Raw genomic sequence first — 21448 nt, 5'->3', positions numbered from 1 at the left:
TTCCACCTCCCAACACGTCAACACTCGATTTCATAAAAAATGAGAAAAACGAACAAACAATTGAAATTAAAAGGAGTTTTTGAGGCGAGTTGATCCACAGGCAGAAATCGGCTGGTTTTGGCCCTTTCCCGATGCCTCCTGGCAGCATGGGCGAGCCAGCGTTTGCAAGGCCCTTGCAGCTTGCTAGTGTCGGCTTCCGTTTGGAGGTTCCCTTATCATGCGCATTCTCGATCAAGCTGCCACTGCCCAGGCTCTCGCCTTTCCTGCCCTCATTAATGCGATCGGCCAGATGTTCGCCGGTTCCTGCGTCATGCCGGTTCGGCACCATCATACTGTAGACGTTCCCGGCGAGAGCCCCGCGACGCTGCTCATCATGCCGGCCTGGCAGCCAGGTGCGTATATAGGTGTCAAACTGGTCTCGGTTTTTCCGGACAATCATCTGCGCAGCCTGCCTGCCATTCATGGCAGCTATCTGCTCTCCTCGGGCAAGACAGGAGAACTGCTCGCCGTCATCGATGGGGGCGAGCTCACTGCACGGCGCACGGCCGCAACGTCTGCTCTTGCTGCACGCTACCTGGCGCGGGCCGATGCCTCGACACTGTTGGTCGTCGGGACGGGCCGACTGTCGCTCAATCTGATCGAGGCCCATAGTCAGGTGCGGCCTCTTACAAAGGTGCTGGTCTGGGGGCGTGACATCACCAAGGCCCAAGCGGTGGCGGATGAAGCCATTGCGCTTGGATACTCCGTCGAGGCTGTCGGTGATCTTGAAGCCGCTGCGCGGTCTGCCGACATCATCTCTTGTGCAACCCTGTCCCATTCGCCGCTCATTCGGGGTGCGTGGCTGAAACCCGGCGCCCATCTGGATCTTGTGGGCGCCTTCAAGAAGGATATGCGCGAAAGCGATGACGAGGCCGTGAGGCGGGCAACCCTGTTTGTCGACACGCGCGACGGCGCCTTTGCCGAGGCCGGCGACCTTTTGCAGCCACTGGAAGCGGGGCTGATCACGCGTGACGATATCAGGGCGGAACTCACCGAGCTCGTAACAGGAGCCTTGCCAGGTCGGCAGTCCGATGCGGAGATCACGCTGTTCAAATCGGTGGGGGCAGCGCTCGAAGATCTCGCCGGTGCGATCCTTGCCTATGAAACCGTATCGGGCGGTCCAAGCACGGCATGACGCGACATCATCTTCCCACTCTGCCGATCACAGAACGGCTGACCGCGATCAGCGATCATCTCGCCACCGACAACCGACTCGTGCTGTCGGCTCCGCCCGGCGCCGGGAAAACAACGCTTGTGCCGCTTCATCTGCTGGAGCAGCCCTGGCGGGGTGATGGGCGGATCCTTCTGCTCGAACCACGACGGCTTGCGGCGCGGGCTGCTGCTGCCCGCATGGCGAACCTCATCGGTGAGAGCGTCGGGGCGACCGTCGGTTATCGCATGCGGCTCGACAACCGGATTTCGGCGCAGACCCGGATCGAAGTGGTGACCGAAGGGGTCTTCGTCCGGATGATCCTCGATGATCCCGAACTCTCCGGCATCTGCGCCGTAATCTTCGATGAGTTCCACGAGCGCTCGCTCGACGCCGATTTCGGTCTTGCGCTGGCGCTCGATGCGCAATCGGCGCTGCGTCCGGATCTGAAGATCGTCGTGATGTCGGCGACGCTGGATGTGGAGCGGGTGACGAGCCTGCTGGGCCAGATGCAAGCGGTGATCAGCGAGGGACGCAGCTTTCCGGTGGAGATCCGTTATCGCGATCGGTCCGGCGACGAGCGGATCGAGGACGCCGTCACTTCCGTCATCCTGTCTGCGCTTGCGACCGAAGCCGGGTCCATCCTCGCCTTCCTCCCCGGTCAGGCGGAGATCCGCCGTGTCGCAGAACGGCTGGAAGGCCGCGTGGCGTCCGATGTGATGGTTACACCTCTTTATGGCAATCTGAGCCAGACGGAGCAGGATGCCGCCATTCGCCCGGCGCCCGAGGGGAAACGCAAGGTCGTTTTGTCGACCTCGATTGCGGAAACATCGATCACCATCGACGGCGTGCGCGTGGTGGTCGACAGCGGGTTGCAACGCCTTCCAGTGCATGAGGCCTCCACCGGTATTACCCGGCTGGAGACGGTGCGGGTCTCGCGTGCGTCGGCCGACCAAAGAGCCGGGCGCGCCGGGAGAACCGAGCCGGGCATCGCGATCCGGCTCTGGCATTCCGGGCAGACGGCGGCGCTGCCAGGCTTCACACCGCCGGAAATTCTCGCGACGGATCTGTCCGGGCTTGCCCTCGACATGGCCCATTGGGGCGTCAGCGATCCGACGCAGCTTGCCCTGCTCGACCAGCCACCTGCCGCTGCCCTTAACGAGGCGCGGCAGTTGCTGATTCAACTCGGGGCGCTCGACAGGTCGCTGCAGTTGACGGCGCGGGGTCGGCAGATGCGGGATTTTGGCCTGCCGGCCCGGCTTGCCGCGATGGTGCTGGCGGCAGCCGCGACCGGGGCGGCAAAACCGGCGGCGGAGCTTGCCGTTCTGCTGACGGAGCAAGGACTGGGTGGCAGCAATGTCGATCTCGACGAGCGGCTGCGGCAGTTTCGTCGCGAGGGCGGAGAACGGGCGAAAAATGCGCGCATGCTCGCGTCGCGGCTGGTCGCCGGATTGTCGAGGGGGTCACAGGCTGCTGAGGCAAGCCCTGAAACGGCCGGGACACTTCTTCTGCATGCCTTTCCGGATCGGATCGCCAAACGCCGCGGCGGGCGCGGACGCTTTGTCATGGCGAACGGGCGCGGGGCGGAACTGCCGGAGACGGAGCGGCTGGCCGGGGCCGACATGCTTGTTATCGCCGACCTGACCGGCAAGGCCGCCCAGGCCAGGATCCTGGCGGCCGCCGAGATCGACCGTTCCCAGATTGAAGAAAGCCTGCCGGGCGCAATCCAGACGCAAGACGAGAGCGGATTCGACATGGCGAGCCGCCAGGTACGGGCTCGGCGTGTGACGCGGATCGGTGCCATCGTCCTCGACGAGATCCCCTTGCCCAAACCCAAGGGTGAGGCTGCGGCGCGTGCGCTTTCAGATGGCCTCCGGTCTCTCGGGCTATCGGCTCTCCCGTTTTCGAAGGCTGGCGAGCAATTGCGCCAAAGGCTGGGGTTTCTTTATCGACTACACGGCCCCCCCTGGCCCGACACGAGTGACGAAGGTCTGCTTGCGCGGCTGGAAGACTGGTTCATTCCTTTCCAGAGCGGTGTGGCGGGGCTTCAGGAGATCTCGGCCGGTAGCCTGCATGACGGGCTGATGGCCCTGGTGCCGCATGGACTGCAGCGGGAGCTTGAGCGCCAGGCGCCGACCCATTTTACGGCACCGACGGGGCAAGCACATCCCATCCGCTACGACGGAGCAGAGCCTGTGTTGCAGATCCGCGTGCAGGAACTCTTCGGCTTGCGGAGCCATCCGGCAATCGGCGGCGGCAAATTGCCACTGCTCCTGGAGTTGACGTCGCCGGCTCATCGACCCATTCAGACGACACGGGACTTGCCCGGGTTCTGGGCAGGCTCGTGGCGCGATGTGCGGGCGGACATGCGCGGCCGCTATCCCAAACACCCCTGGCCGGACGATCCGGCATCGGCCGAGCCAACCACCCGCGCCAAGCCACGCGGCACCTGAGCCGTGACAGAGAGAGGCATCTGCGAATGAACATGGACCTTGCGACCAAATTCGGTCCTTCCAGCCGGCGGCTGCGACTGGAGACCCTGGTCAGACTGCGTTGGGTTGCTGTTGCGGGACAGTTGCTGACGGTCGTTCTTGTCGCCTACTGGTTCGATTTCTCGATGCCCCTGATGACCTGCCTGGGATTGGTCGCGGCACTTGCCGCGGCCAACTCCCTGCTTTCCGTCGCCTTCCCCGCAACCTACCGTCTTGAACCAGCCGCTGCCTTTGCAGTTCTGTCGCTCGACCTTTTCCAGATGGGCGCGCTGCTGTTCATTACAGGCGGGCTCAGCAATCCCTTTGCACCGCTGATCTGCATCCCCGTCATCATCTCATTCGCCTCGCAGCCCAACCGGCATTCCATAGCGCTCTTCGTTACCGCACTTGCCTTCATCACGCTTCTCGCCTTCACCCCCTTTCCCCTGCCCTGGTTCGAAGGCCGGACGCCGGAGGTTCATCCGCTGCTGCAACTCGGGATGTGGAGTTCGATCGTCTCGATGATGGCCTTCGCGGCCTTCTATGCGTACCGGGTTTCGCAGGAGGCAACGCTTCTTGCCGATGCGCTGACCGCAACAGAGCTGATCTTGCAGCGCGAGAAGCATCTTCACCAGCTCGACGGCCTGGCAGCCGCAGCCGCGCATGAGCTGGGTACGCCGCTTGCGACGATCAGCGTGGTCGCAAAAGAAATGGAGCGGGAACTGGGGGAAGACGAACGCTACCGCGAGGACGTACAACTCTTGCGCAGCCAGAGCGAACGATGCCGTGACATTCTGAGGCGCCTGACAACGCTGGCATCCGAGGGCGAGGCGCATATGCGCGAGATGCCGCTTTCGTCCCTTATAGAAGAGGTTATCGCCCCGCATCGCGAATTCGGCATCAAGGTCGATTTGATCGAATTGGCAAGCCGCGCCGGCGAACCGGTGGGGACCCGCAATCCGGCGATTCTCTACGGCCTTGGTAATCTTCTCGAAAATGCGGTCGACTATGCGCGTTCGAAGGTCACCGTTACCGTCGATCATTCGCCCACCCAGGTTACCGTGGCCATTGAGGATGATGGCAACGGTTTTTCGCCGGGGGTGTTGCAACGGATCGGCGAGCCCTATGTTACCAGCAGGCAGAGCGACTCCAGGGCCGGAGGGCTGGGGCTCGGTCTGTTCATCGCCAAGACCCTGCTGGAACGCTCCGGCGCAAGCCTGCAGTTCCAGAATGGCGAAACGTCGGGATCCGGGGCCAGGGTCGTCGTGCAATGGCCTCGCGAGTTCATGGAGGCGGACACGCCCTTATGAACGCATATGACTTTACCCCCTCGGCTTTCCTCGCCATAACATCGCGAGCAGAGGCCAATCACAGTCTCAAGGTTGTCGAACATGACTGATGCCGCATCCACCAACGCGAAGGCGACTTCGCAGAACGAGGTCCATGATCTGGGCCCAGACCCGACGCTGCTGATCGTCGATGACGATGCACCTTTCCTGCGTCGTCTGGCGCGTGCCATGGAGAGCCGTGGCTTTACAGTCGATCTCGCCGGGTCGGTGGCCGAAGGCATTGCCAAGGCCAAGGAAGCGCCGCCGAGTTATGCGGTCGTCGACCTGAGGCTCGGTGACGGCACCGGGCTTGACGTCATCGAAGCAATCCGGGAGCGTCGCTCCGACACCCGCATCATTGTACTGACCGGTTATGGAAACATCGCAACTGCGGTTACGGCGGTCAAACTCGGCGCGCTCGATTATCTGGCAAAGCCGGCCGACGCGGATGATATCTTCCTGGCACTGACACAGCGGCCGGGTGAGAAGGCCGAGATCCCGGAAAATCCCATGTCGGCGGACAGGGTGCGCTGGGAGCATATCCAGCGCGTCTACGAAAGCTGCGAGCGCAATGTGTCTGAAACCGCACGGCGGCTCAACATGCATCGTCGGACACTGCAGCGGATCCTCGCAAAACGGGCGCCGAAATAGGCCGGGTTAAAGCGGTGTGCGGGCAGCCCATTCGGCAAGCATCAGCCGCTGGGCTGCCGTTCTCGAAAACTCCAGTGTAACGGCCTTCCGGGTTGCTGGGGCAAGTCGGTGCTCGGGTGCTTCCCGATGCATGTGACCGGCATAGCCGTCCGAAAGAAGAAGCCCGCAATCCTCCGGGAAAATTTCCAAAGGAACTCCGGGATGCGTGGCGAAGAAAAGACGGTCACAGTAGTGCCGATAGTCGGGCCATTTTCTGTCGACCTTAAAGTCCTCGATGGAGGATTTGATCTCGATGATCCAGATCTCACCCTTTTCAGACAGAGCGATAAGGTCTGCACGACGGCCATTCGACAAGGTCAATTCGGGCAGCATCGCGAATCGCAAGTTCGCCAAGAGGACCTGCACACCGCGGCGCACCATCATGGCGCGATCGGACTGACGGCCATCAATTAACGGATTGTTAGTGGAAACAGAAAGTAAAGTCATGAATAGGTCCTGCGGGGCCGGGCTTCATGTTGCAAAAAAACAATGACGCGTCATTTTGCACCGCCGAAGACATTCGACGGATACGTGGCCCTTGCATGGGCGACATTAATCCAAAATAAACCATAATCACAGATGGTCACGACACCATCTTCCAGCCAACATTGATGAGCCCCCCATGCGCTTCCGCACACTTTCGATCGCGATCGGCCTTCTGGCAACCGTCGGCCTCGCGAGCTGCACGACGACATCCGGCGAGACCGACAAGGTTGCCGAAACCACCAAGGTCCAGATTTTCAGTGACGCGTATGGGAATGTGACCGATGCCGGCTTCGCCCTGCCGGCGATCCCGATCCAGAAGGTGGACAAGAAATTCCACCGGCAGATCGTCGATTACAAGACGAGCGAAAAGCCCGGCACGATCGTCGTGAACACCCGCGAACGCTTCCTGTATTATGTCCTGCCGCGCGGCCAGGCCGTTCGCTACGGCATCGGCGTCGGCAAGCAGGGTTTTGCCTGGGAAGGTGAAGCCTATATCGCATGGAAGCAGGAATGGCCGACCTGGCATCCGCCGAAGGAAATGGCCGAGCGCAAGCCTGAGATCGCACGCTATGTCGAAAAGGGCATGGATCCCGGCCTGAAGAATCCGCTCGGTGCCCGCGCCATGTATCTCTTCAACGACAAGGGTCAGGACACGCTCTTCCGTCTGCACGGGACGCCGGAATGGGCATCGATCGGCACGGCTGCATCGTCCGGCTGCATTCGTTTGATGAACCAGGACGTCATCGACCTCTACAACCGCGTCAAGCCCGGCCGTAGCGCCAAGGTCATCGTCCAGCAGTAAGACGACCATCAACGGACGCAAAATTCAAAGGCCACCGGATCGCTCCGGTGGCCTTTTTGCTGTGTCATCTCAAGTCCGAATTAGGCCGACGCCTGGGCCTTCAGTTCAAGGCGGCGACGGTGCAGGACCGGCTCGGTATAGCCGTTCGGCTGCTCCCTGCCCTTCAGCACGAGTTCCAGGGCGGCCTGGAATGCGATGGAGCCGTCGTAATCTGCGGCCATCGGACGGTAGGCCGCATCACTTTCGTTTTGCCGATCCACGACAACCGCCATGCGCTTCATCGTTTCCTCAACCTGATCCTTCGTGATGACACCATGATGCAGCCAGTTGGCCATATGCTGGGCCGAAATGCGCAGGGTCGCCCTATCTTCCATCAGGCCGACATTGTTGATGTCAGGTACCTTGGAGCAGCCAACACCCTGGTCGATCCAGCGCACGACATAGCCTAGAATCCCTTGCGCGTTGTTGTCGAGTTCGCGCTGGATCTCTTCCGGGGTCCAGTTCGGCCGGGTTGCGACCGGCACGGAGAGGATGTCGGCGAGCTTGGCGCGCGGACGGGACTTCAGGACCTTCTGTACCTCCGCGACGTTGACGCTGTGGTAGTGCGTGGCGTGCAGGGTCGCGGCCGTCGGCGACGGAACCCAGGCGGTGTTGGCCCCTGCCTTCGGATGGGCGATCTTCTGCTCGAGCATGGCCGCCATCAGGTCGGGCATGGCCCACATGCCCTTGCCGATCTGGGCGTGGCCGGAGAGGCCACATTCAAGACCGATGTCGACGTTCCAGTTCTCATAGGCCGAAATCCAGGCCGCCTGCTTCATGTCGCCCTTGCGGATCATCGGGCCGGCTTCCATCGAAGTGTGGATCTCGTCGCCGGTGCGGTCGAGGAAGCCGGTATTGATGAAGACGACGCGCTCACGGGCGGCGCGGATGCATTCCTTGAGGTTGACCGTGGTGCGGCGCTCCTCGTCCATGATTCCCATCTTGATGGTGTTGGGTGCCATGCCGACCAGTTCTTCTACCGCCGAGAAGATCTCGCAGGCGAAGGCCACCTCTTCCGGGCCATGCATCTTGGGCTTCACGACATACATGGAGCCGGCGCGGGAGTTCTTGCGGCGGCCGTTCGTGCCGATATCGTGCAGCGCGATGAGAGCGGTGATCGCCGCATCCATGATGCCTTCCGGCACTTCGTTGCCGTCGCGGTCGGTGATCGCCGGATTTGTCATGAGGTGACCGACATTGCGCACCAGCATCAGGGAACGGCCTGGCAAGATCACGGCCTTGCCATCTGTGCCCGTCAAGGTGACGTCATCGCTCAGCGCGCGCGTGAAGGTCTTGCCGCCCTTCGAGACTTCCTCGGTCAGGTCACCCTTCATCAGACCGAGCCAGTTTGAATAGACGGTCACCTTATCTTCCGCATCGACAGCGGCGACCGAATCCTCGCAGTCCATGATGGTGGTGAGCGCCGATTCGAGGCCGACATCAGCGATGCTGGCAGGGTCATCCTTACCGATCAGGCTGTCTGGATCGATGAAGACCAGGGTATGCAAGCCATTGGTACGAAAATAGAGGCGGTAGGCCTGATCGTTTTCGCGCTTGAAGCCGACATACTGTGCAGGATTGGCAAGGCCGGTACGGCCGGCGGCAGTATCGACAAAGAGCGCACCGTTCTCGAATTCGAAGCCTGTAGCATCGGCCCACTGGCCGCCGGCCAGCGGCAAACTCTTGTCGAGGAAGGACTTTGCCCAAGCGATGACCTTGGCGCCACGAACGGGATTGTAGCCCTTGCCCTTTTCCGCACCATCAGCCTCGGAAATCACATCCGTCCCATAGAGCGCATCGTAGAGCGAGCCCCAGCGGGCATTGGCAGCATTCAGCGCATAGCGGGCATTCATCACGGGGACGACGAGCTGCGGGCCGGCAAGCGTCGAGATCTCCGGGTCGACATTGGCCGTCTCGATCTTGAAGTCGGGACCTTCGGGCAGGAGGTAGCCGATGTCACGCAGGAAGCCTTCATAGGCTGCTAGATCCGAGGGAGCGCCGTTCTTGCGGTACCATGCGTCGATCTCGGCCTGCAGGGCATCGCGCCGCGCGAGCAAAGCGCGGTTCTTCGGGGCCAGATCATGGACGATCTTCGAGAAGCCGGCGAGGAATGCTTCGGCTTCGACCTCCGTTCCCGGGATCGCCTGGTTGACGATGAAATCGTAGAGACGCTTGTCGATCGAAAGACCTTGGGTTTCAATTGATGTCATGACGTCACTCCTCGCACTGATATCGTTGTCGCATCGCAGCATCGCTGAAACGCATTGTCAGTCAATCCGTTACAAATACGAAATATTGTTTCCAAAATCGAAATCTAGCTTCGAGCGATTCTTGGGCGTCCGGTGGCTGTGGCCGTGATGCGCGCTTCGACAAGCTTACGTCGCCCCTCGATCTCTGGCGCATCGAGTTCCTCCTTGAGGATCAATAGGACATCGCCTGCCCCGCTCGCCTCGGCTCTTGCCCGGGCCAGTTGGCTCGCCCGCTCACGGGCCTTTTCCAGCGCTGCGTCCTCATCGGTTACCCGCTCACTGTCGCCTCCACCCGTGATGATGAAGAGGCCCTCTTCCGGCGAACTTACCGTTATTTCGACACTGCTACGGACTTGGCCGACCACGGCACCCACGGCGTTGGCTACATCAGCATCATCGGGGACCGCGAAGTCAGAGGTCAGCATTTCGGCAATGGCTGGGTAGTAGACGCCGGCTGAGGCGCCGAGACCGATGAGTGGACGGTCAAGCGTCAGGCTGAAACGGGCAATCCCCGATTCGCGCTTGAGCGCCCGATCTATGAGCAGGGACCGCGCGGGATCGATATCGGCCAGGCCATCCTCTGCAAGGACCGCGGAGAGAATGACTTCCGCCGATTGGCGTGTGAGGCGGTCGACGATGAGCCCGGCAAGGATGTTCGGCGCCGACGCAATCGGCTGACCGGAGCCATCCTTCTGGCGAGTCGCCAGCATCATGCCTATTTCCGCTGCGTTGCGATCCCATTGCCCCTGCCTGCCGAGCACATGCATGGCATCGGACGGTGTAAGTCCGCAGATATGGACAAGGCCGCGGGCGACAAGACGGTCGAGGGTGGCCTTCTGCTGAGTGAAGCTGATCAGTTGGTCGAGCGGCAACGGCACCGAACCGATTTTCTCGAAAAGGGCTGCCTCCTGCGGCTGCAAACCGGCCGCAGGGTGATCCGGCACACCAGTCCGAACCGCGAAACGCCCGTCGTGCCGCCCGAGATGCGGTGCGCGCAGCTGTCGCTCAAGGGCATCGGTGATGGCGGTTCCATAAAGAGCTGCAGCAAGGCTCAAGGGCACGAGACGGCGCGGGCCGAGTTCGATTTTGGCGGCGAGGCCGCGATCGTCGAAGCAGACTTCCGAATCCCCACCAAGGCCGAAGGTTCGCATGGCCACGGCTTCCACCATGGTCCGGTAGCCACCAACCACGGCTCCGTCCTGATCCAGGCGGGGCAATCCCGCTTCCATAACGGCGACATCAGTCGTCGTACCGCCGATGTCAGAGACGACGGCATCGTCGAGACCAGTCAAATGTCGTGCGCCGACGAGGCTCGCGGCCGGCCCGGAGAGAATGGTTTCGATTGGCCGCAAACGGGCTTCGGCTGCCGAGATCAGCGCGCCATCACCCCGAACGACCATCAGTGGCGCATGAATGCCGCGCTTCAGGAGATAGCGTTCCGCCGAGCCGATCAGGCGGTCGATCATCGCGACCAGTCGGGCGTTCAGAAGTGTGGTCAGCGCCCGTCGCGGCCCGCCAAGCTTTGAGGAAAGCTCGTGGCTGCACGTGACGGGCAGGCCCGAATGGCGGCGAATGATGTCACGCGCCCGTTGCTCATGTGCTGGATTGCGGACGGCGAAATAGCCAGCGATCGCAAAGGACGAGACATTGGCCGAAAGCTCCGGCAGTGCGGCTTCCAGCGCCGCCGAATCAAAAGGCGTTTCGTTACCGTGGACATCGTGCCCGCCAGCGATGAAAAGGACGGGATCATTGCCAAGTGCGTCGGCCAGGCCGTCACGCTTCAGGTCTTCGGGGCCGAAACCGATCATGATCAGGCCGGCGCGACCGCCCTGCCCTTCCACCAGCGCATTGGTCGCGAGCGTCGTTGAAAGCGAGACGAGGCCGATCGCCGAGGGATCGATCGCCGATTCGGACAGCACGCTTTCGAGCGCGCCGGAAATGCCGATCGACAGGTCGTGGCGGGTGGTGAGCGACTTCGCCTTCGCGATAATCCCATGCATCTCGCTGTAGAGCACGGCGTCAGTGTAGGTGCCGCCGGTATCGATGCCCAGCATGTAATCGGATGTCACGCAGTCTTCCCCATAATGCCCGCCGGTTTGGCGCCACATCCCTTATGGCACAGCCATTGGCCCGATTTCCAGCGAAGGAGCGCCAGGACGACGACGCATTACGGCTTGCGCGGGGTGATCCGCATGGGTAGACCGCCGGCGGGCTGGGTTGTCAGCTTCTGTACAGGCCACGGTTTCGTCTGTGGCGTCGTTTGGAATCGGTACTTCTGCATCAGAACGGCAAGCGCAATCACCGCTTCCTGCAGGGCAAAGGTCGCGCCAATGCAGACGCGCGGACCTGCCCCGAAGGGCAGATACTGGAAACGGCCGATCTTCTCCCGCTCGCCGGGCAGGAAACGGGAGGGATCGAAGATCCGCGGCCGGTCCCAATAGAGTTCGTGGCGATGGAGCGTCCAGGGCATGACGAGTACGGTCGTGCCCTTGGCGATGTCCACCACCTCACCATTGGGTGCCGCATAACGATCATCGGCGATCGCATCTCGGTTGATTGAAGGCGCTGGCGGATAGAGCCGCATCGCTTCCTCAAAGGAGGCCCGCACATTTGGCATCTGGTCGAGCCATTCCACCGGGTCTGCGCCAGACGCAATCACCGTATCGATCTCTTGCTCCATGGCATCCAGAATATCGGGGCTATGCGCAACACAATAAAGCGTCCACGCAAGTGCCCGCGCCGTGGTCTCGTGACCTGCCCCGATGAAAGTCAGGATGTTGTCTTCAATCTCTTCCGGGGTCAGCCCGTCAGGACCTTCCAGTTCGAGCAGAAGCGTGAGGAAGTCGTCCGGTGCCTTTTCCCGATCCGTCTGGATCATCGTCCGGCGCTGATCCATCGTGCGGCGAACGAGGTCGCGGAACTTGCGCAAAACACCAAGGCCGCGAAGGCGTGTCAGGCGCGGAATCCATTTGGGCGCTCTCAGCAGATCGAAAGGATCGATACGTCCCATGCTATGCAGGAGATCGTCGACATCCTTGGCAAAATCACCCTTCTCGGAAACGATGCCGCCGGAGAACAGGGTTTCGGAGAGGATCGCATAGGTGAGTTCCGTCATGTCGACGGCGATATCGCGAACCACCCCTTCTGTACCCGCCTCGTAACGCTCAAGAAACTGTTCGCTCTGCTCGCGCATCTGGCGGGCAAAGCCACGGGCATGGCGCGGGGTGAAGACGGGCGCCATGGCTTTGCGGGAGCGTTTCCAGACGGGACCTTCCGCCGTCAGCAGGCCATCGCGCAGAATGGGCCTCAGAACCAGTTGGCGGATCTCCGACATTTCGTAGTTCGCCGCATTGTCGACGAGCACATGGCGGATCAGTCCGGGGTCATTGGCGATGATGGTGGTCTGGCCGAAGAAACGAGTGACAATCCACGGCCATGTGTAGGACGGAAGCCCCCAGAGTTCGAGGGGGTTCTTGAGGACCGTGCGGATGATTTCCAGTCGGCTGGGCGGCACAGTGCGCGGAACCGGTGCCGGTGGCTGGAAGCCTGCCCCCTTTGGAATACCATCCATGTCTCGCTCCTTAGGGCGTCAGGCCCCTTCAGGAGTTAGAGCAGGCCCTCCAGCTCGTCCAGTCGATCATTGATGAGCCATCCATAATAGTTCTCTTCCGGCCAATTGGCCGCACCGCCCGCCTTTCGTGCCGCGAGCGCCCTCGCCCGCTGCTGCGAACCGCCGATGTTGAAGAGTGTTGCGGTCACACCGGGATTGCTCGAGATGTCGACATTGGCGATCGACTTGTAGTCGTCGATGGACTTGCGGATCACGGCTGCCATGTAGGCCAGCGAAATGTCCGGATCCATGATGGCCTTGTAAACGCCAGCGGCATCCGTTTCGTCCAGCTTCGGATAGCCGGACTTCTCGTGCACGAGGTCGGACAACATCAGGGCCGTCAGCGGGTTGATCTGCCCGAGGCCGAACGTCTGGCCGGCATAGAAAGGCTGGAAGAAAACGGCGCTGAACCGATTGTTGGGGAAGGAGGTGCCGCCCACCGACTTCCCGCGAAAGCGGTCCTGCCAGACATCTTCCCGGCAGGTCCACAGACGGTAGGAGTCGGTGAACTGGTCACATTCGGCAAATTCAGGTCGCTTTACAAAGGTCGCGATGCCTTCGTCCTTATATGCAAAGCGAAAGCTGTTGCCGGCATAGGATGCAGCCTTCACATAATAGCTTTGCAGGCTGTCATAGGCGTCGACGTTGTACGTATGCTCTCCAACGATGGCACCGATCATGTGAATCGGCGCGATGCCATAGGCGGCGGCCGTCTTCTTGATCTTGCCCATCAGGGCAGAATCCGTGCGCAGAAGATCACGCACCTTTTCATATTTCAGGTCGAAACTGGTCTTGCCGGCCTTGGTGCGGCGGACTGAAGCGCCGGGTATCGGAGGCTGCTCGACATTCCGATTGCCTGGCGGCACCTTGTCGGCGGCTAGCGAAACCGTGAAACCCGCACCCAATAGAGTGAGGGCAAGAATGATGATCCTGGTGATGCCTAGCACGATGCGCTGTCCCTGGACGCCTGTCCTTGAGCCGACATAGGCAGATTCGCCCGTCCGACAGCGTCAGTCCTTACATAAGTGTCGACTGTATTGTCGACCTCGGCCGCTCTCACTTTGTCGACAACGGAAGAGTGAAAGCGGCCAATAGATGCACAAAGATCACAGGATATAACGGCTGAGGTCCGTGTCGCTGGCGAGGTCACCGACATGTTTCTGGACATAGGCGGAATCGATCATCACAGCCGAGCCACCCCGATCGGGTGCGTGGAACGAGATTTCGTCGAGAACACGTTCCATGACCGTTTGAAGACGACGGGCGCCGATATTCTCGACCGTCTCGTTGAGGCGAACCGCGACATCGGCCAGGGCATCGATGGCATCTTCGGTGAACTCCAGATCGAGCTCTTCGGTTTTCATCAATGCAATGTATTGGCGGATGAGGCTGGCCTCGGTTTCCGTCAGGATGCGGCGGAAATCTTCCTTGGACAGCGGCTTCAATTCAACGCGGATCGGCAGGCGGCCCTGCAGTTCAGGCAGGAGATCCGAAGGCTTCGACACATGGAAGGCACCGGAAGCGATAAAGAGGATATGGTCTGTCTTCACCGGACCATACTTGGTCGCAACAGTTGTGCCTTCGACCAGGGGCAAGAGGTCGCGCTGCACGCCCTCACGGGAGACCCCGGCACCCATGGCGCCTTCGCGCGCTGCGATCTTGTCGATTTCGTCGAGGAACACGATTCCGTCGTTCTCGACCGAACGAACCGCTTCCCGCTGAATGATCTCGTTGTCGATCAGCTTGTCGGATTCGTCGCGGATCAGATCGCCGTAGGAAGCCTTGACCGTGGTGCGGACCTTCTTGGTACGGTTACCCATCGCCTTGCCGAACATTTCGGACAGATTGAGGATACCGATATTGGCGCCGGGCATGCCGGGAACTTCGAAGCCGGGCGCGCCGGAACCGCTGTCGGCCACCTCGATATCGATTTCCTTGTCATCCAGTTCGCCGTTGCGCAGCTTCTTGCGGAAGCTGTCACGGGTGGCCGGAGACGCCGTTGCGCCAACGAGCGCATCGAGAACGCGCTCTTCAGCAAGGGCGTGCGCCTTGGCCTGAACTTCCTGACGTTTCTTGTCGCGAACCAGCACAATGCCGATTTCCACTAGATCGCGGATGATCTGCTCGACATCGCGGCCGACATAGCCCACTTCGGTGAACTTCGTCGCTTCCACCTTGATGAAGGGTGCGCCGGCCAGCTTTGCCAGGCGGCGGGAAATTTCGGTCTTGCCGACGCCGGTCGGCCCGATCATCAGGATGTTCTTCGGCATGACCTCGTCACGGAGATCTTCCGAGAGCTGCTGCCGGCGCCAGCGATTGCGCAATGCGATCGCAACCGCGCGCTTGGCGTCGTGCTGGCCGATAATGTGACGGTCGAGTTCGGATACGATCTCGCGCGGGGAAAAATTGGTCATCTGGTTTGCTCCTGATGATCCTTGGATTGGATCATCGCGTGGGTTTTCGTCGCTCGGCCTGCCCAAGGTCAGGCGGCGTCGAGCGATTCAATGACGATGTTGCCGTTGGTGTAGACGCAGATATCACCGGCGATGGTCAAAGCGCGGCGGGCAATGTCTTCGGCCGAACGGTCGCTGTCCATCAGCGCTCTTGCAGCGGCATAGGCGTAGTTGCCGCCGGAGCCGATTGCGATGGTACCGTGCTCGGGTTCGAGAACGTCGCCATTGCCGGTAATCGCCAAAGTAATGCTCTTGTCTGCAACGAGCATCATAGCCTCGAGATTGCGCAGATACTTGTCGGTGCGCCAATCCTTGGCGAGCTCGACGGCAGCCCGCATCAACTGGCCGGGATACTGCTCCAGCTTCTTCTCAAGCCGGTCAAGGAGCGTGAAGGCATCGGCGGTCGCACCTGCAAAACCGGCGATCACATCGCCAGCCTTGCCGATGCGGCGTACCTTGCGGGCATTGCCCTTCATGACCGTCTGGCCGAGGCTCACCTGGCCGTCACCAGCCATCACCACCTGGCCATCCTTGCGCACGGTAATAATTGTCGTCATTCGTCACCTGTTCGCCCGCCTCGCGGGCCTTGGTTCTGGCAGATCCCTGCCGATTTGTCGGATCCTATGTAAGTTGGCTTTCGACGATTGCAATCTTGCGCCAGGGCTGCCGCATCCGCCTTGCGGCAACGCAATGTAACTTCTGGATATTTGTCCGCCCTGCTGGTATGGGAGGGCCGTTATTTCCATGGAGCGGCCAGATGGCAGAACGTAAAGGCGAGATTTCCCGCAAGACCAACGAAACGTCGGTCTCGGTTTCCGTCCATATCGACGGCACCGGCAAGGGCAAGATTTCGACCGGGGTCGGCTTCTTCGACCACATGCTGGACCAGCTCTGCCGCCATTCGCTGATCGACATGGATATCACCGTCAAAGGCGACCTGCATATCGATGACCACCACACGGTGGAGGACACCGGCATTGCGCTTGGCCAGGCCATCTCCAAAGCGCTGGGCGACCGCAAGGGCATTACCCGCTACGCCTCGATCGACCTGGCCATGGACGAGACCATGACCAAGGCGGCCATAGACGTATCGGGCCGACCGTTCCTCGTCTGGAATGTGGCGTTCAGCGCGCCGAAGGTCGGGACTTTCGACACGGAACTGGTTCGCGAATTCTTCCAGGCGCTGGCGCAGAATGCGGGGATCACCCTGCATGTGCTCAATCATTACGGCGCCAACAACCATCATATCGCTGAGACCTGTTTCAAGGCGGTGGCGCGTGCGTTGCGCACCGCGACCGAAATCGATCCGCGGCAGGCAAACCAAATTCCCTCCACCAAGGGCACCCTGGTTTAAGGGCACGCTCTCCTAAGAGAGCGCGCGACCTTGCTCCGGTTGAGGCGTTGACCTCATCCGTCGAGCGGAAAGGACTGGACAACATGCGTGTAGCCATCATCGACTATGGATCGGGCAATCTGAGATCGGCCACCAAGGCGTTTGAGCGCGCCGCGCGTGAAGCTGGCCTCGATGCTGAAATCGAACTGACTGACAAGGCCGACCGCGTTGCGTCAGCCGACAGGATCGTGCTGCCAGGCGTCGGCGCCTATGCCGATTGTCGTCGCGGTCTCGATGCCGTTCCCGGCATGCATGACGCCATCACGGAAGTGGTCGAGACCAAGGGGCGTCCCTTCTTCGGCATCTGCGTCGGCATGCAGCTGATGTCGTCGCGCGGGCTGGAGAAGACCACCACCGAGGGCTTTGGCTGGATCAAGGGCGATGTCGTTGAGATGACGCCCTCGGACTCCAGCCTCAAGATTCCGCAGATCGGCTGGAACACGCTGACACTGAACCGCCCTCACCCGCTGTTCGACGGCATTCCGACGGGGCCTGATGGGCTGCACGCCTATTTCGTGCATTCCTACCACCTGGCGGCAGTGAACCTCGAGGACGTGATTGCTACGACGGAATACGGTGGCGCGATGACCGCCTTTGTCGGACGTGACACCATGGTCGGGGCGCAGTTCCACCCGGAAAAAAGCCAGGCGCTTGGCCTCAAGCTGATCTCCAACTTTCTGACCTGGGCTCCCTGAGCCGCTAGGACCTATGCCATGATTCTCTTTCCAGCCATTGATCTCAAGGACGGCCAGTGCGTTCGCCTCAAGCTGGGCGATATGGAGCAGGCTACAGTCTACAATCCAGACCCGGCTTCGCAGGCCCGCGCCTTCGAGGAGCAGGGTTTCGAATGGCTGCATGTGGTCGATTTGAACGGTGCCTTTGCCGGAGAGAGCGTCAATGGTGCTGCCGTTGATTCGATCCTGAAGGCGACGAAAAATCCGGTGCAGCTGGGCGGCGGTATTCGCACGCTCGACCATATCGAGAGCTGGCTGTCGCGGGGCCTTTCCCGCGTGATTCTCGGAACCATTGCCGTGCGTGATCCTGCCCTTGTCATTGAGGCCTGCAAGCGCTTTCCGGGCAAGGTTGCCGTCGGCATTGACGCCAAGGGTGGCAAGGTCGCCGTGGAGGGCTGGGCGGAGGCTTCAGAACTCGGCGTGATTGAGCTGGCCCAGCGCTTCGAAGGTGCCGGCGTTGCCGCAATCATCTATACCGATATCGACCGGGACGGCATCCTGACCGGCATCAACTGGGCCTCGACGCTGGAACTGGCCGAGGCCGTTTCCATTCCTGTCATTGCTTCTGGTGGTCTGGCCTCGATCGAGGATGTGCGCCGGATGCTGCAGCCAGATGCGAAAAAACTCGAAGGTGCGATTTCGGGCCGGGCGCTTTATGATGGCCGGATCGACCCGCAAGAGGCACTGGCCCTGATCAAAGCCGCCAAAGGCTGAGGACACAACATGACACTCAAGGCCCGCGTGATCCCCTGCCTCGACGTCAAGGACGGCCGTGTCGTCAAGGGCGTGAACTTCGTCGATCTGATCGATGCCGGAGACCCGGTGCAAGCAGCCAAGGCCTACGATGCCGCTGGCGCCGACGAACTGTGTTTTCTCGATATCACGGCATCCTCTGACAACCGTGACACGATCTTCGATGTCGTGGCGCAGACGGCCGATCATTGCTTCATGCCGCTGACCGTCGGGGGTGGTGTTCGGACGGTCGCCGATATTCGCAAGCTCCTGCTCTGCGGGGCCGACAAGGTGTCGATCAATTCGGCAGCCGTCAAAAATCCGGACTTCGTGGCAGAGGCCGCCGACAAATTTGGCAACCAGTGCATCGTCGTGTCGATCGACGCCAAGAAGGTTTCACGTGAAAACGAAAGCCCGCGCTGGGAGATTTTTACCCATGGCGGGCGCCAGCCGACGGGGATCGATGCGGTTGAGTTCGCCATCCAGATGGTGGAGCGGGGTGCCGGCGAGCTGCTGGTAACCTCCATGGATCGCGACGGGACGAAAAGCGGCTATGACATCGGCCTGACACGGACGATTGCGGACAGCGTACGGGTGCCTGTCATTGCGTCTGGCGGTGTGGGAAATCTCGATGACCTTGTCGCGGGTATTCGTGACGGTCATGCGACGGCCGTTTTGGCCGCCTCGATTTTCCACTTCGGCACCTATTCGATCGCAGAGGCAAAGGCCCATATGGCTGCTGCCGGCATTGCCATGCGTCTGGACTGACGCGGAAAGACACGTGATGAGCAATTTCACCCTCGCCGATCTGGAAGCCATCGTTGCCAGCCGCGCTCAGGCGAGCCCCAGTGAATCCTGGACGGCGAAGCTCGTCGCTGGCGGCCAGAGCAAAGCCGCAAAGAAACTGGGTGAAGAGGCAATCGAGGCTGTGATGGCTGCGGTCAAGGACGACCACGAGAACCTCGTCTACGAGAGCGCGGACCTGCTCTATCACCTGATGGTCGTATTGAAAATTGCGGACATACCGCTACAAGACGTAATGCAGGAACTTGAGCGTCGGACCGCTCAGACGGGCCTGAGTGAAAAGGCCAGTCGGCAGGATCCATGACAATAGCTATGCGGGACCCCGAAACGCCAGACGTCCTCGATCATTTTCAGGCGAACGGCTATTCCCCCTATCTTTTCTTCGATTCCGAGGAATGGGCGCATTTTCGTGCAGACACTCCGCTGACGCTGACGGCTGACGAAGTGCATCGCCTGCGATCAATCGATGACCCGATCGATCTGGACGAAGTCCGACGGATCTATCTCTCGCTGTCGCGTCTGTTGTCCTCCCATGTGGAATCCTCGCAGTTGCTGTTCGAGCAGCGCAACCGCTTCCTCAGCATGTCGGATGTGTTCAAGACGCCGTTCGTCATCGGAATTGCTGGCTCTGTTGCGGTTGGAAAATCCACGACCGCGCGCATCTTGAAAGAGTTGCTGGCCCGCTGGCCTTCAAGCCCCAAGGTCGACCTCGTGACCACCGACGGCTTCCTCTATCCGAACGCCCACCTGGTCAAGAACGGGATCCTCAATCGAAAGGGATTTCCGGAAAGCTACGATATCGGTGCACTCTTGCGGTTTTTGTCCGCCATCAAGGCGGGACTTCCAAATGTGAAGGCCCCAAGCTATTCGCACCTGACCTACGATGTTCTGCCGAACGAACACCGCGTCATCGACCGGCCTGACATCCTGATCTTCGAGGGCATCAATGTCCTGCAGTCGCGCAACCTTCCCGCCGACGGCAAGATCGTGCCGATGGTTTCCGACTTTTTCGATTTTTCGATCTATATCGACGCAGAAGAGAACGCGATCCATCGCTGGTATGTCGACCGCTTCATGAAGCTTCGCCAAACCGCTTTCCGCGATCCGAACTCCTACTTCCATCGCTATGCAACCATCAGCGAGGGCGAAGCCAAGGAGATCGCCGAAGGGCTCTGGGCCAACATCAACCTCAAGAACCTGCGGGAAAACATCCTGCCGACCCGCCCACGCGCGGATCTCATCCTGCGCAAGGGTAACAATCATCTGGTCGAAACCGTCGCCCTCAGAAAACTGTAGGCTATAGATCGCCGGCTATGGATTGACCCGGCGCAGCGTGAGGTTGATCCGACCACCCGCCTTTAGCAGCGTGGACGTGCCGGGATAAATTCGGTCGACGCCATGGAAGCAGAGACGGCCCTCCCCGCCGAGAATAAAGACATCGCCACTTTCGAGCTTGAGGGATCTCGTTCGGTCCGTCCGGAGGAGGCCACCTATTCGAAACAGGCACGTATTTCCCAGGGAAATAGACAGCACCGGTGCCGAGAAGTCCGTCTCGTCACGGTCCTGATGCAACCCCATCTTGGCCTCGTCAGCATAGAAATTGACTAGGCATGCCTCTGGGTCCTTCCCATAGCCCGCAATCTCCCGCCAGAGGTCGAGCAGCACGGCAGGGATTGGCGGCCAGGGTTCTCTCGTCACCGGATGCGTCGGCTGATACCGATAGCCTCGCTCCTTGTCCGTTACCCAGCCGAGCGGGCCGCAATTGGTCATGCGCACTGACATGGGCCGACCGCTGCCGGGCATCACCGGCACATAGAGAGGCGCGCGCTCCACGATGGCGCGGATCTGTTCGACCAAATTTTCCTGGGCCGCGCGATCGAGCAAACCCGGACGATACAGCAGACCGGGGGACAGACTGAGTTCCTTCCCTGCACTCGCCATGATCAATCTCCCGCAGGCTTGCTCCGCATCTTCTTGACGTCGGACCGCCCAGACTTCTCCTTCAAGCGCCGCTCGATGGAGCCCTTTGTCGGCTTGGTCTTCTTGCGCGGCGGCGGTGGAGGCTTTGCCGCTTCGAGGATCAGCTCCTTCAACCGCTCACGCGCGTCTTCCCGGTTTCGCTCCTGGCTGCGAAAGCGGCTGGCTTCCAGCATCAAGACACCCTCTTTCGACAGGCGCTTGCCGGCGAGCTTCGCGGCATTCTCCTTGACCCGGTCGCTGAGTGACGGCGAGCCCATGAGGTTGAAGAACAGCTGGACGGCGGTCGACACCTTGTTGACATTCTGACCGCCGGGCCCACCCGCCAGAACGAATTGTTCCGTGAGTTCCCATCCTGCGATCGTGATGCGGCTGTTGATCTGAAGAGGGTCGCTGGCCATGTCGTCGGTTCTTCCTGTGTCCGGACCTCATATCGGCCGGGTCTTTTCCAAAGGCAAGCCCAACGCAAAAAGCCCGGCTCGCGGCCGGGC

At 60.8% G+C, this 21448-nt stretch carries 20 protein-coding genes; 11 read left to right on the top strand and 9 right to left on the bottom strand.

Annotated features, from left to right (window positions below; translation table 11 throughout):
• Positions 1-217 precede the first annotated feature (217 nt).
• The 4 genes from lhpI to DMY87_RS11545 all read left to right on the top strand — a co-directional run bounded on the left by lhpI (position 218) and on the right by DMY87_RS11545 (position 5639).
• The gene (lhpI, locus tag DMY87_RS11560; protein ID WP_110791433.1) at positions 218-1174 is read left to right on the top strand and encodes a bifunctional Delta(1)-pyrroline-2-carboxylate/Delta(1)-piperideine-2-carboxylate reductase; all 957 of its coding nucleotides are present in this window, start codon (positions 218-220) and stop codon (positions 1172-1174) included.
• A complete protein-coding gene (gene hrpB / locus DMY87_RS11555; RefSeq protein WP_110791432.1) occupies positions 1171-3642 on the top strand; it encodes an ATP-dependent helicase HrpB in 2472 nt (823 codons plus the stop codon). The genes lhpI and hrpB overlap by 4 nt, the downstream gene beginning before the upstream one ends.
• 26 nt (positions 3643-3668) lie before the next feature.
• The gene (locus DMY87_RS11550; RefSeq protein ID WP_110791431.1) at positions 3669-4970 is read left to right on the top strand and encodes an ActS/PrrB/RegB family redox-sensitive histidine kinase; all 1302 of its coding nucleotides are present in this window, start codon (positions 3669-3671) and stop codon (positions 4968-4970) included.
• An 81-nt stretch (positions 4971-5051) separates the two neighbouring features.
• Positions 5052-5639, top strand: a complete 588-nt coding sequence (locus tag DMY87_RS11545; RefSeq protein ID WP_110791430.1) for an ActR/PrrA/RegA family redox response regulator transcription factor — start codon at positions 5052-5054, stop codon at positions 5637-5639.
• Between the two features lie 6 nt (positions 5640-5645).
• On the opposite strand, the gene DMY87_RS11540 is transcribed toward DMY87_RS11545, so the two are convergent.
• Positions 5646-6125 (bottom strand): MmcB family DNA repair protein, encoded by a 480-nt coding sequence (locus tag DMY87_RS11540; RefSeq protein ID WP_110791429.1) that lies wholly within the window; start codon positions 6123-6125, stop codon positions 5646-5648.
• A gap of 175 nt (positions 6126-6300) precedes the next feature.
• On the opposite strand from DMY87_RS11540, the gene DMY87_RS11535 reads away from it, so the two are divergent.
• Positions 6301-6966, top strand: a complete 666-nt coding sequence (locus tag DMY87_RS11535) for a L,D-transpeptidase (RefSeq protein WP_110791428.1) — start codon at positions 6301-6303, stop codon at positions 6964-6966.
• Positions 6967-7046: 80 nt separating this feature from the next.
• Here the strand turns inward: DMY87_RS11535 and DMY87_RS11530 are convergent, their stop codons facing one another.
• The 6 genes from DMY87_RS11530 to hslV all read right to left on the bottom strand — a co-directional run bounded on the left by DMY87_RS11530 (position 7047) and on the right by hslV (position 15874).
• The gene (locus tag DMY87_RS11530; protein ID WP_165826206.1) at positions 7047-9215 is read right to left on the bottom strand and encodes a malate synthase G; all 2169 of its coding nucleotides are present in this window, start codon (positions 9213-9215) and stop codon (positions 7047-7049) included.
• Between the two features lie 104 nt (positions 9216-9319).
• Entirely contained in the window at positions 9320-11323 is a 2004-nt protein-coding gene (locus tag DMY87_RS11525) for a hydantoinase/oxoprolinase N-terminal domain-containing protein (protein ID WP_110791483.1), read from the bottom strand.
• 98 nt (positions 11324-11421) lie between these two features.
• On the bottom strand, positions 11422-12825 hold the full coding sequence (locus DMY87_RS11520; protein ID WP_110791426.1) for a cytochrome P450: 1404 nt from the start codon (positions 12823-12825) through the stop codon (positions 11422-11424).
• A 35-nt stretch (positions 12826-12860) separates the two neighbouring features.
• On the bottom strand, positions 12861-13790 hold the full coding sequence (locus DMY87_RS11515) for a DUF1402 family protein (RefSeq protein ID WP_245408901.1): 930 nt from the start codon (positions 13788-13790) through the stop codon (positions 12861-12863).
• 180 nt (positions 13791-13970) lie between these two features.
• Complete coding sequence (hslU, locus tag DMY87_RS11510) at positions 13971-15278, bottom strand: ATP-dependent protease ATPase subunit HslU (RefSeq protein WP_110791425.1); 1308 nt, start codon at positions 15276-15278, stop codon at positions 13971-13973.
• A 68-nt stretch (positions 15279-15346) separates the two neighbouring features.
• Positions 15347-15874: an ATP-dependent protease subunit HslV gene (hslV, locus tag DMY87_RS11505; RefSeq protein ID WP_110791424.1), complete on the bottom strand. Its 528-nt coding sequence runs from the start codon at positions 15872-15874 to the stop codon at positions 15347-15349.
• 200 nt (positions 15875-16074) lie between these two features.
• Here hslV and hisB point away from each other — a divergent pair, with 200 nt between their 5' ends.
• The 6 genes from hisB to coaA all read left to right on the top strand — a co-directional run bounded on the left by hisB (position 16075) and on the right by coaA (position 20276).
• Positions 16075-16671: an imidazoleglycerol-phosphate dehydratase HisB gene (hisB, locus tag DMY87_RS11500; protein ID WP_110791423.1), complete on the top strand. Its 597-nt coding sequence runs from the start codon at positions 16075-16077 to the stop codon at positions 16669-16671.
• Between the two features lie 83 nt (positions 16672-16754).
• Entirely contained in the window at positions 16755-17405 is a 651-nt protein-coding gene (hisH, locus tag DMY87_RS11495) for an imidazole glycerol phosphate synthase subunit HisH (RefSeq protein ID WP_110791422.1), read from the top strand.
• Positions 17406-17423: 18 nt separating this feature from the next.
• Complete coding sequence (hisA, locus tag DMY87_RS11490) at positions 17424-18158, top strand: 1-(5-phosphoribosyl)-5-[(5-phosphoribosylamino)methylideneamino]imidazole-4-carboxamide isomerase (RefSeq protein ID WP_110791421.1); 735 nt, start codon at positions 17424-17426, stop codon at positions 18156-18158.
• Between the two features lie 9 nt (positions 18159-18167).
• Positions 18168-18944 (top strand): imidazole glycerol phosphate synthase subunit HisF, encoded by a 777-nt coding sequence (hisF, locus tag DMY87_RS11485; RefSeq protein WP_110791420.1) that lies wholly within the window; start codon positions 18168-18170, stop codon positions 18942-18944.
• A gap of 16 nt (positions 18945-18960) precedes the next feature.
• On the top strand, positions 18961-19284 hold the full coding sequence (locus tag DMY87_RS11480; RefSeq protein ID WP_110791419.1) for a phosphoribosyl-ATP diphosphatase: 324 nt from the start codon (positions 18961-18963) through the stop codon (positions 19282-19284).
• Positions 19281-20276, top strand: a complete 996-nt coding sequence (gene coaA, locus DMY87_RS11475; protein WP_110791418.1) for a type I pantothenate kinase — start codon at positions 19281-19283, stop codon at positions 20274-20276. Before DMY87_RS11480 ends, coaA begins: the two co-directional genes overlap by 4 nt.
• A gap of 15 nt (positions 20277-20291) precedes the next feature.
• Here the strand turns inward: coaA and DMY87_RS11470 are convergent, their stop codons facing one another.
• Together DMY87_RS11470 and arfB are read right to left on the bottom strand one after the other, a co-directional pair.
• Positions 20292-20921 (bottom strand): alpha-ketoglutarate-dependent dioxygenase AlkB family protein, encoded by a 630-nt coding sequence (locus tag DMY87_RS11470; protein ID WP_110791417.1) that lies wholly within the window; start codon positions 20919-20921, stop codon positions 20292-20294.
• Between the two features lie 2 nt (positions 20922-20923).
• Entirely contained in the window at positions 20924-21358 is a 435-nt protein-coding gene (arfB, locus tag DMY87_RS11465) for an alternative ribosome rescue aminoacyl-tRNA hydrolase ArfB (protein ID WP_110791416.1), read from the bottom strand.
• Positions 21359-21448 lie beyond the last annotated feature (90 nt).

This window comes from Peteryoungia wuzhouensis (genome assembly GCF_003205195.1).
In the GTDB taxonomy this organism is placed as follows: domain Bacteria; phylum Pseudomonadota; class Alphaproteobacteria; order Rhizobiales; family Rhizobiaceae; genus Allorhizobium; species Allorhizobium wuzhouense.
Note: the sequence above shows the minus strand (reverse complement) of the source record. Positions and strands in the feature narration are given on the sequence as shown.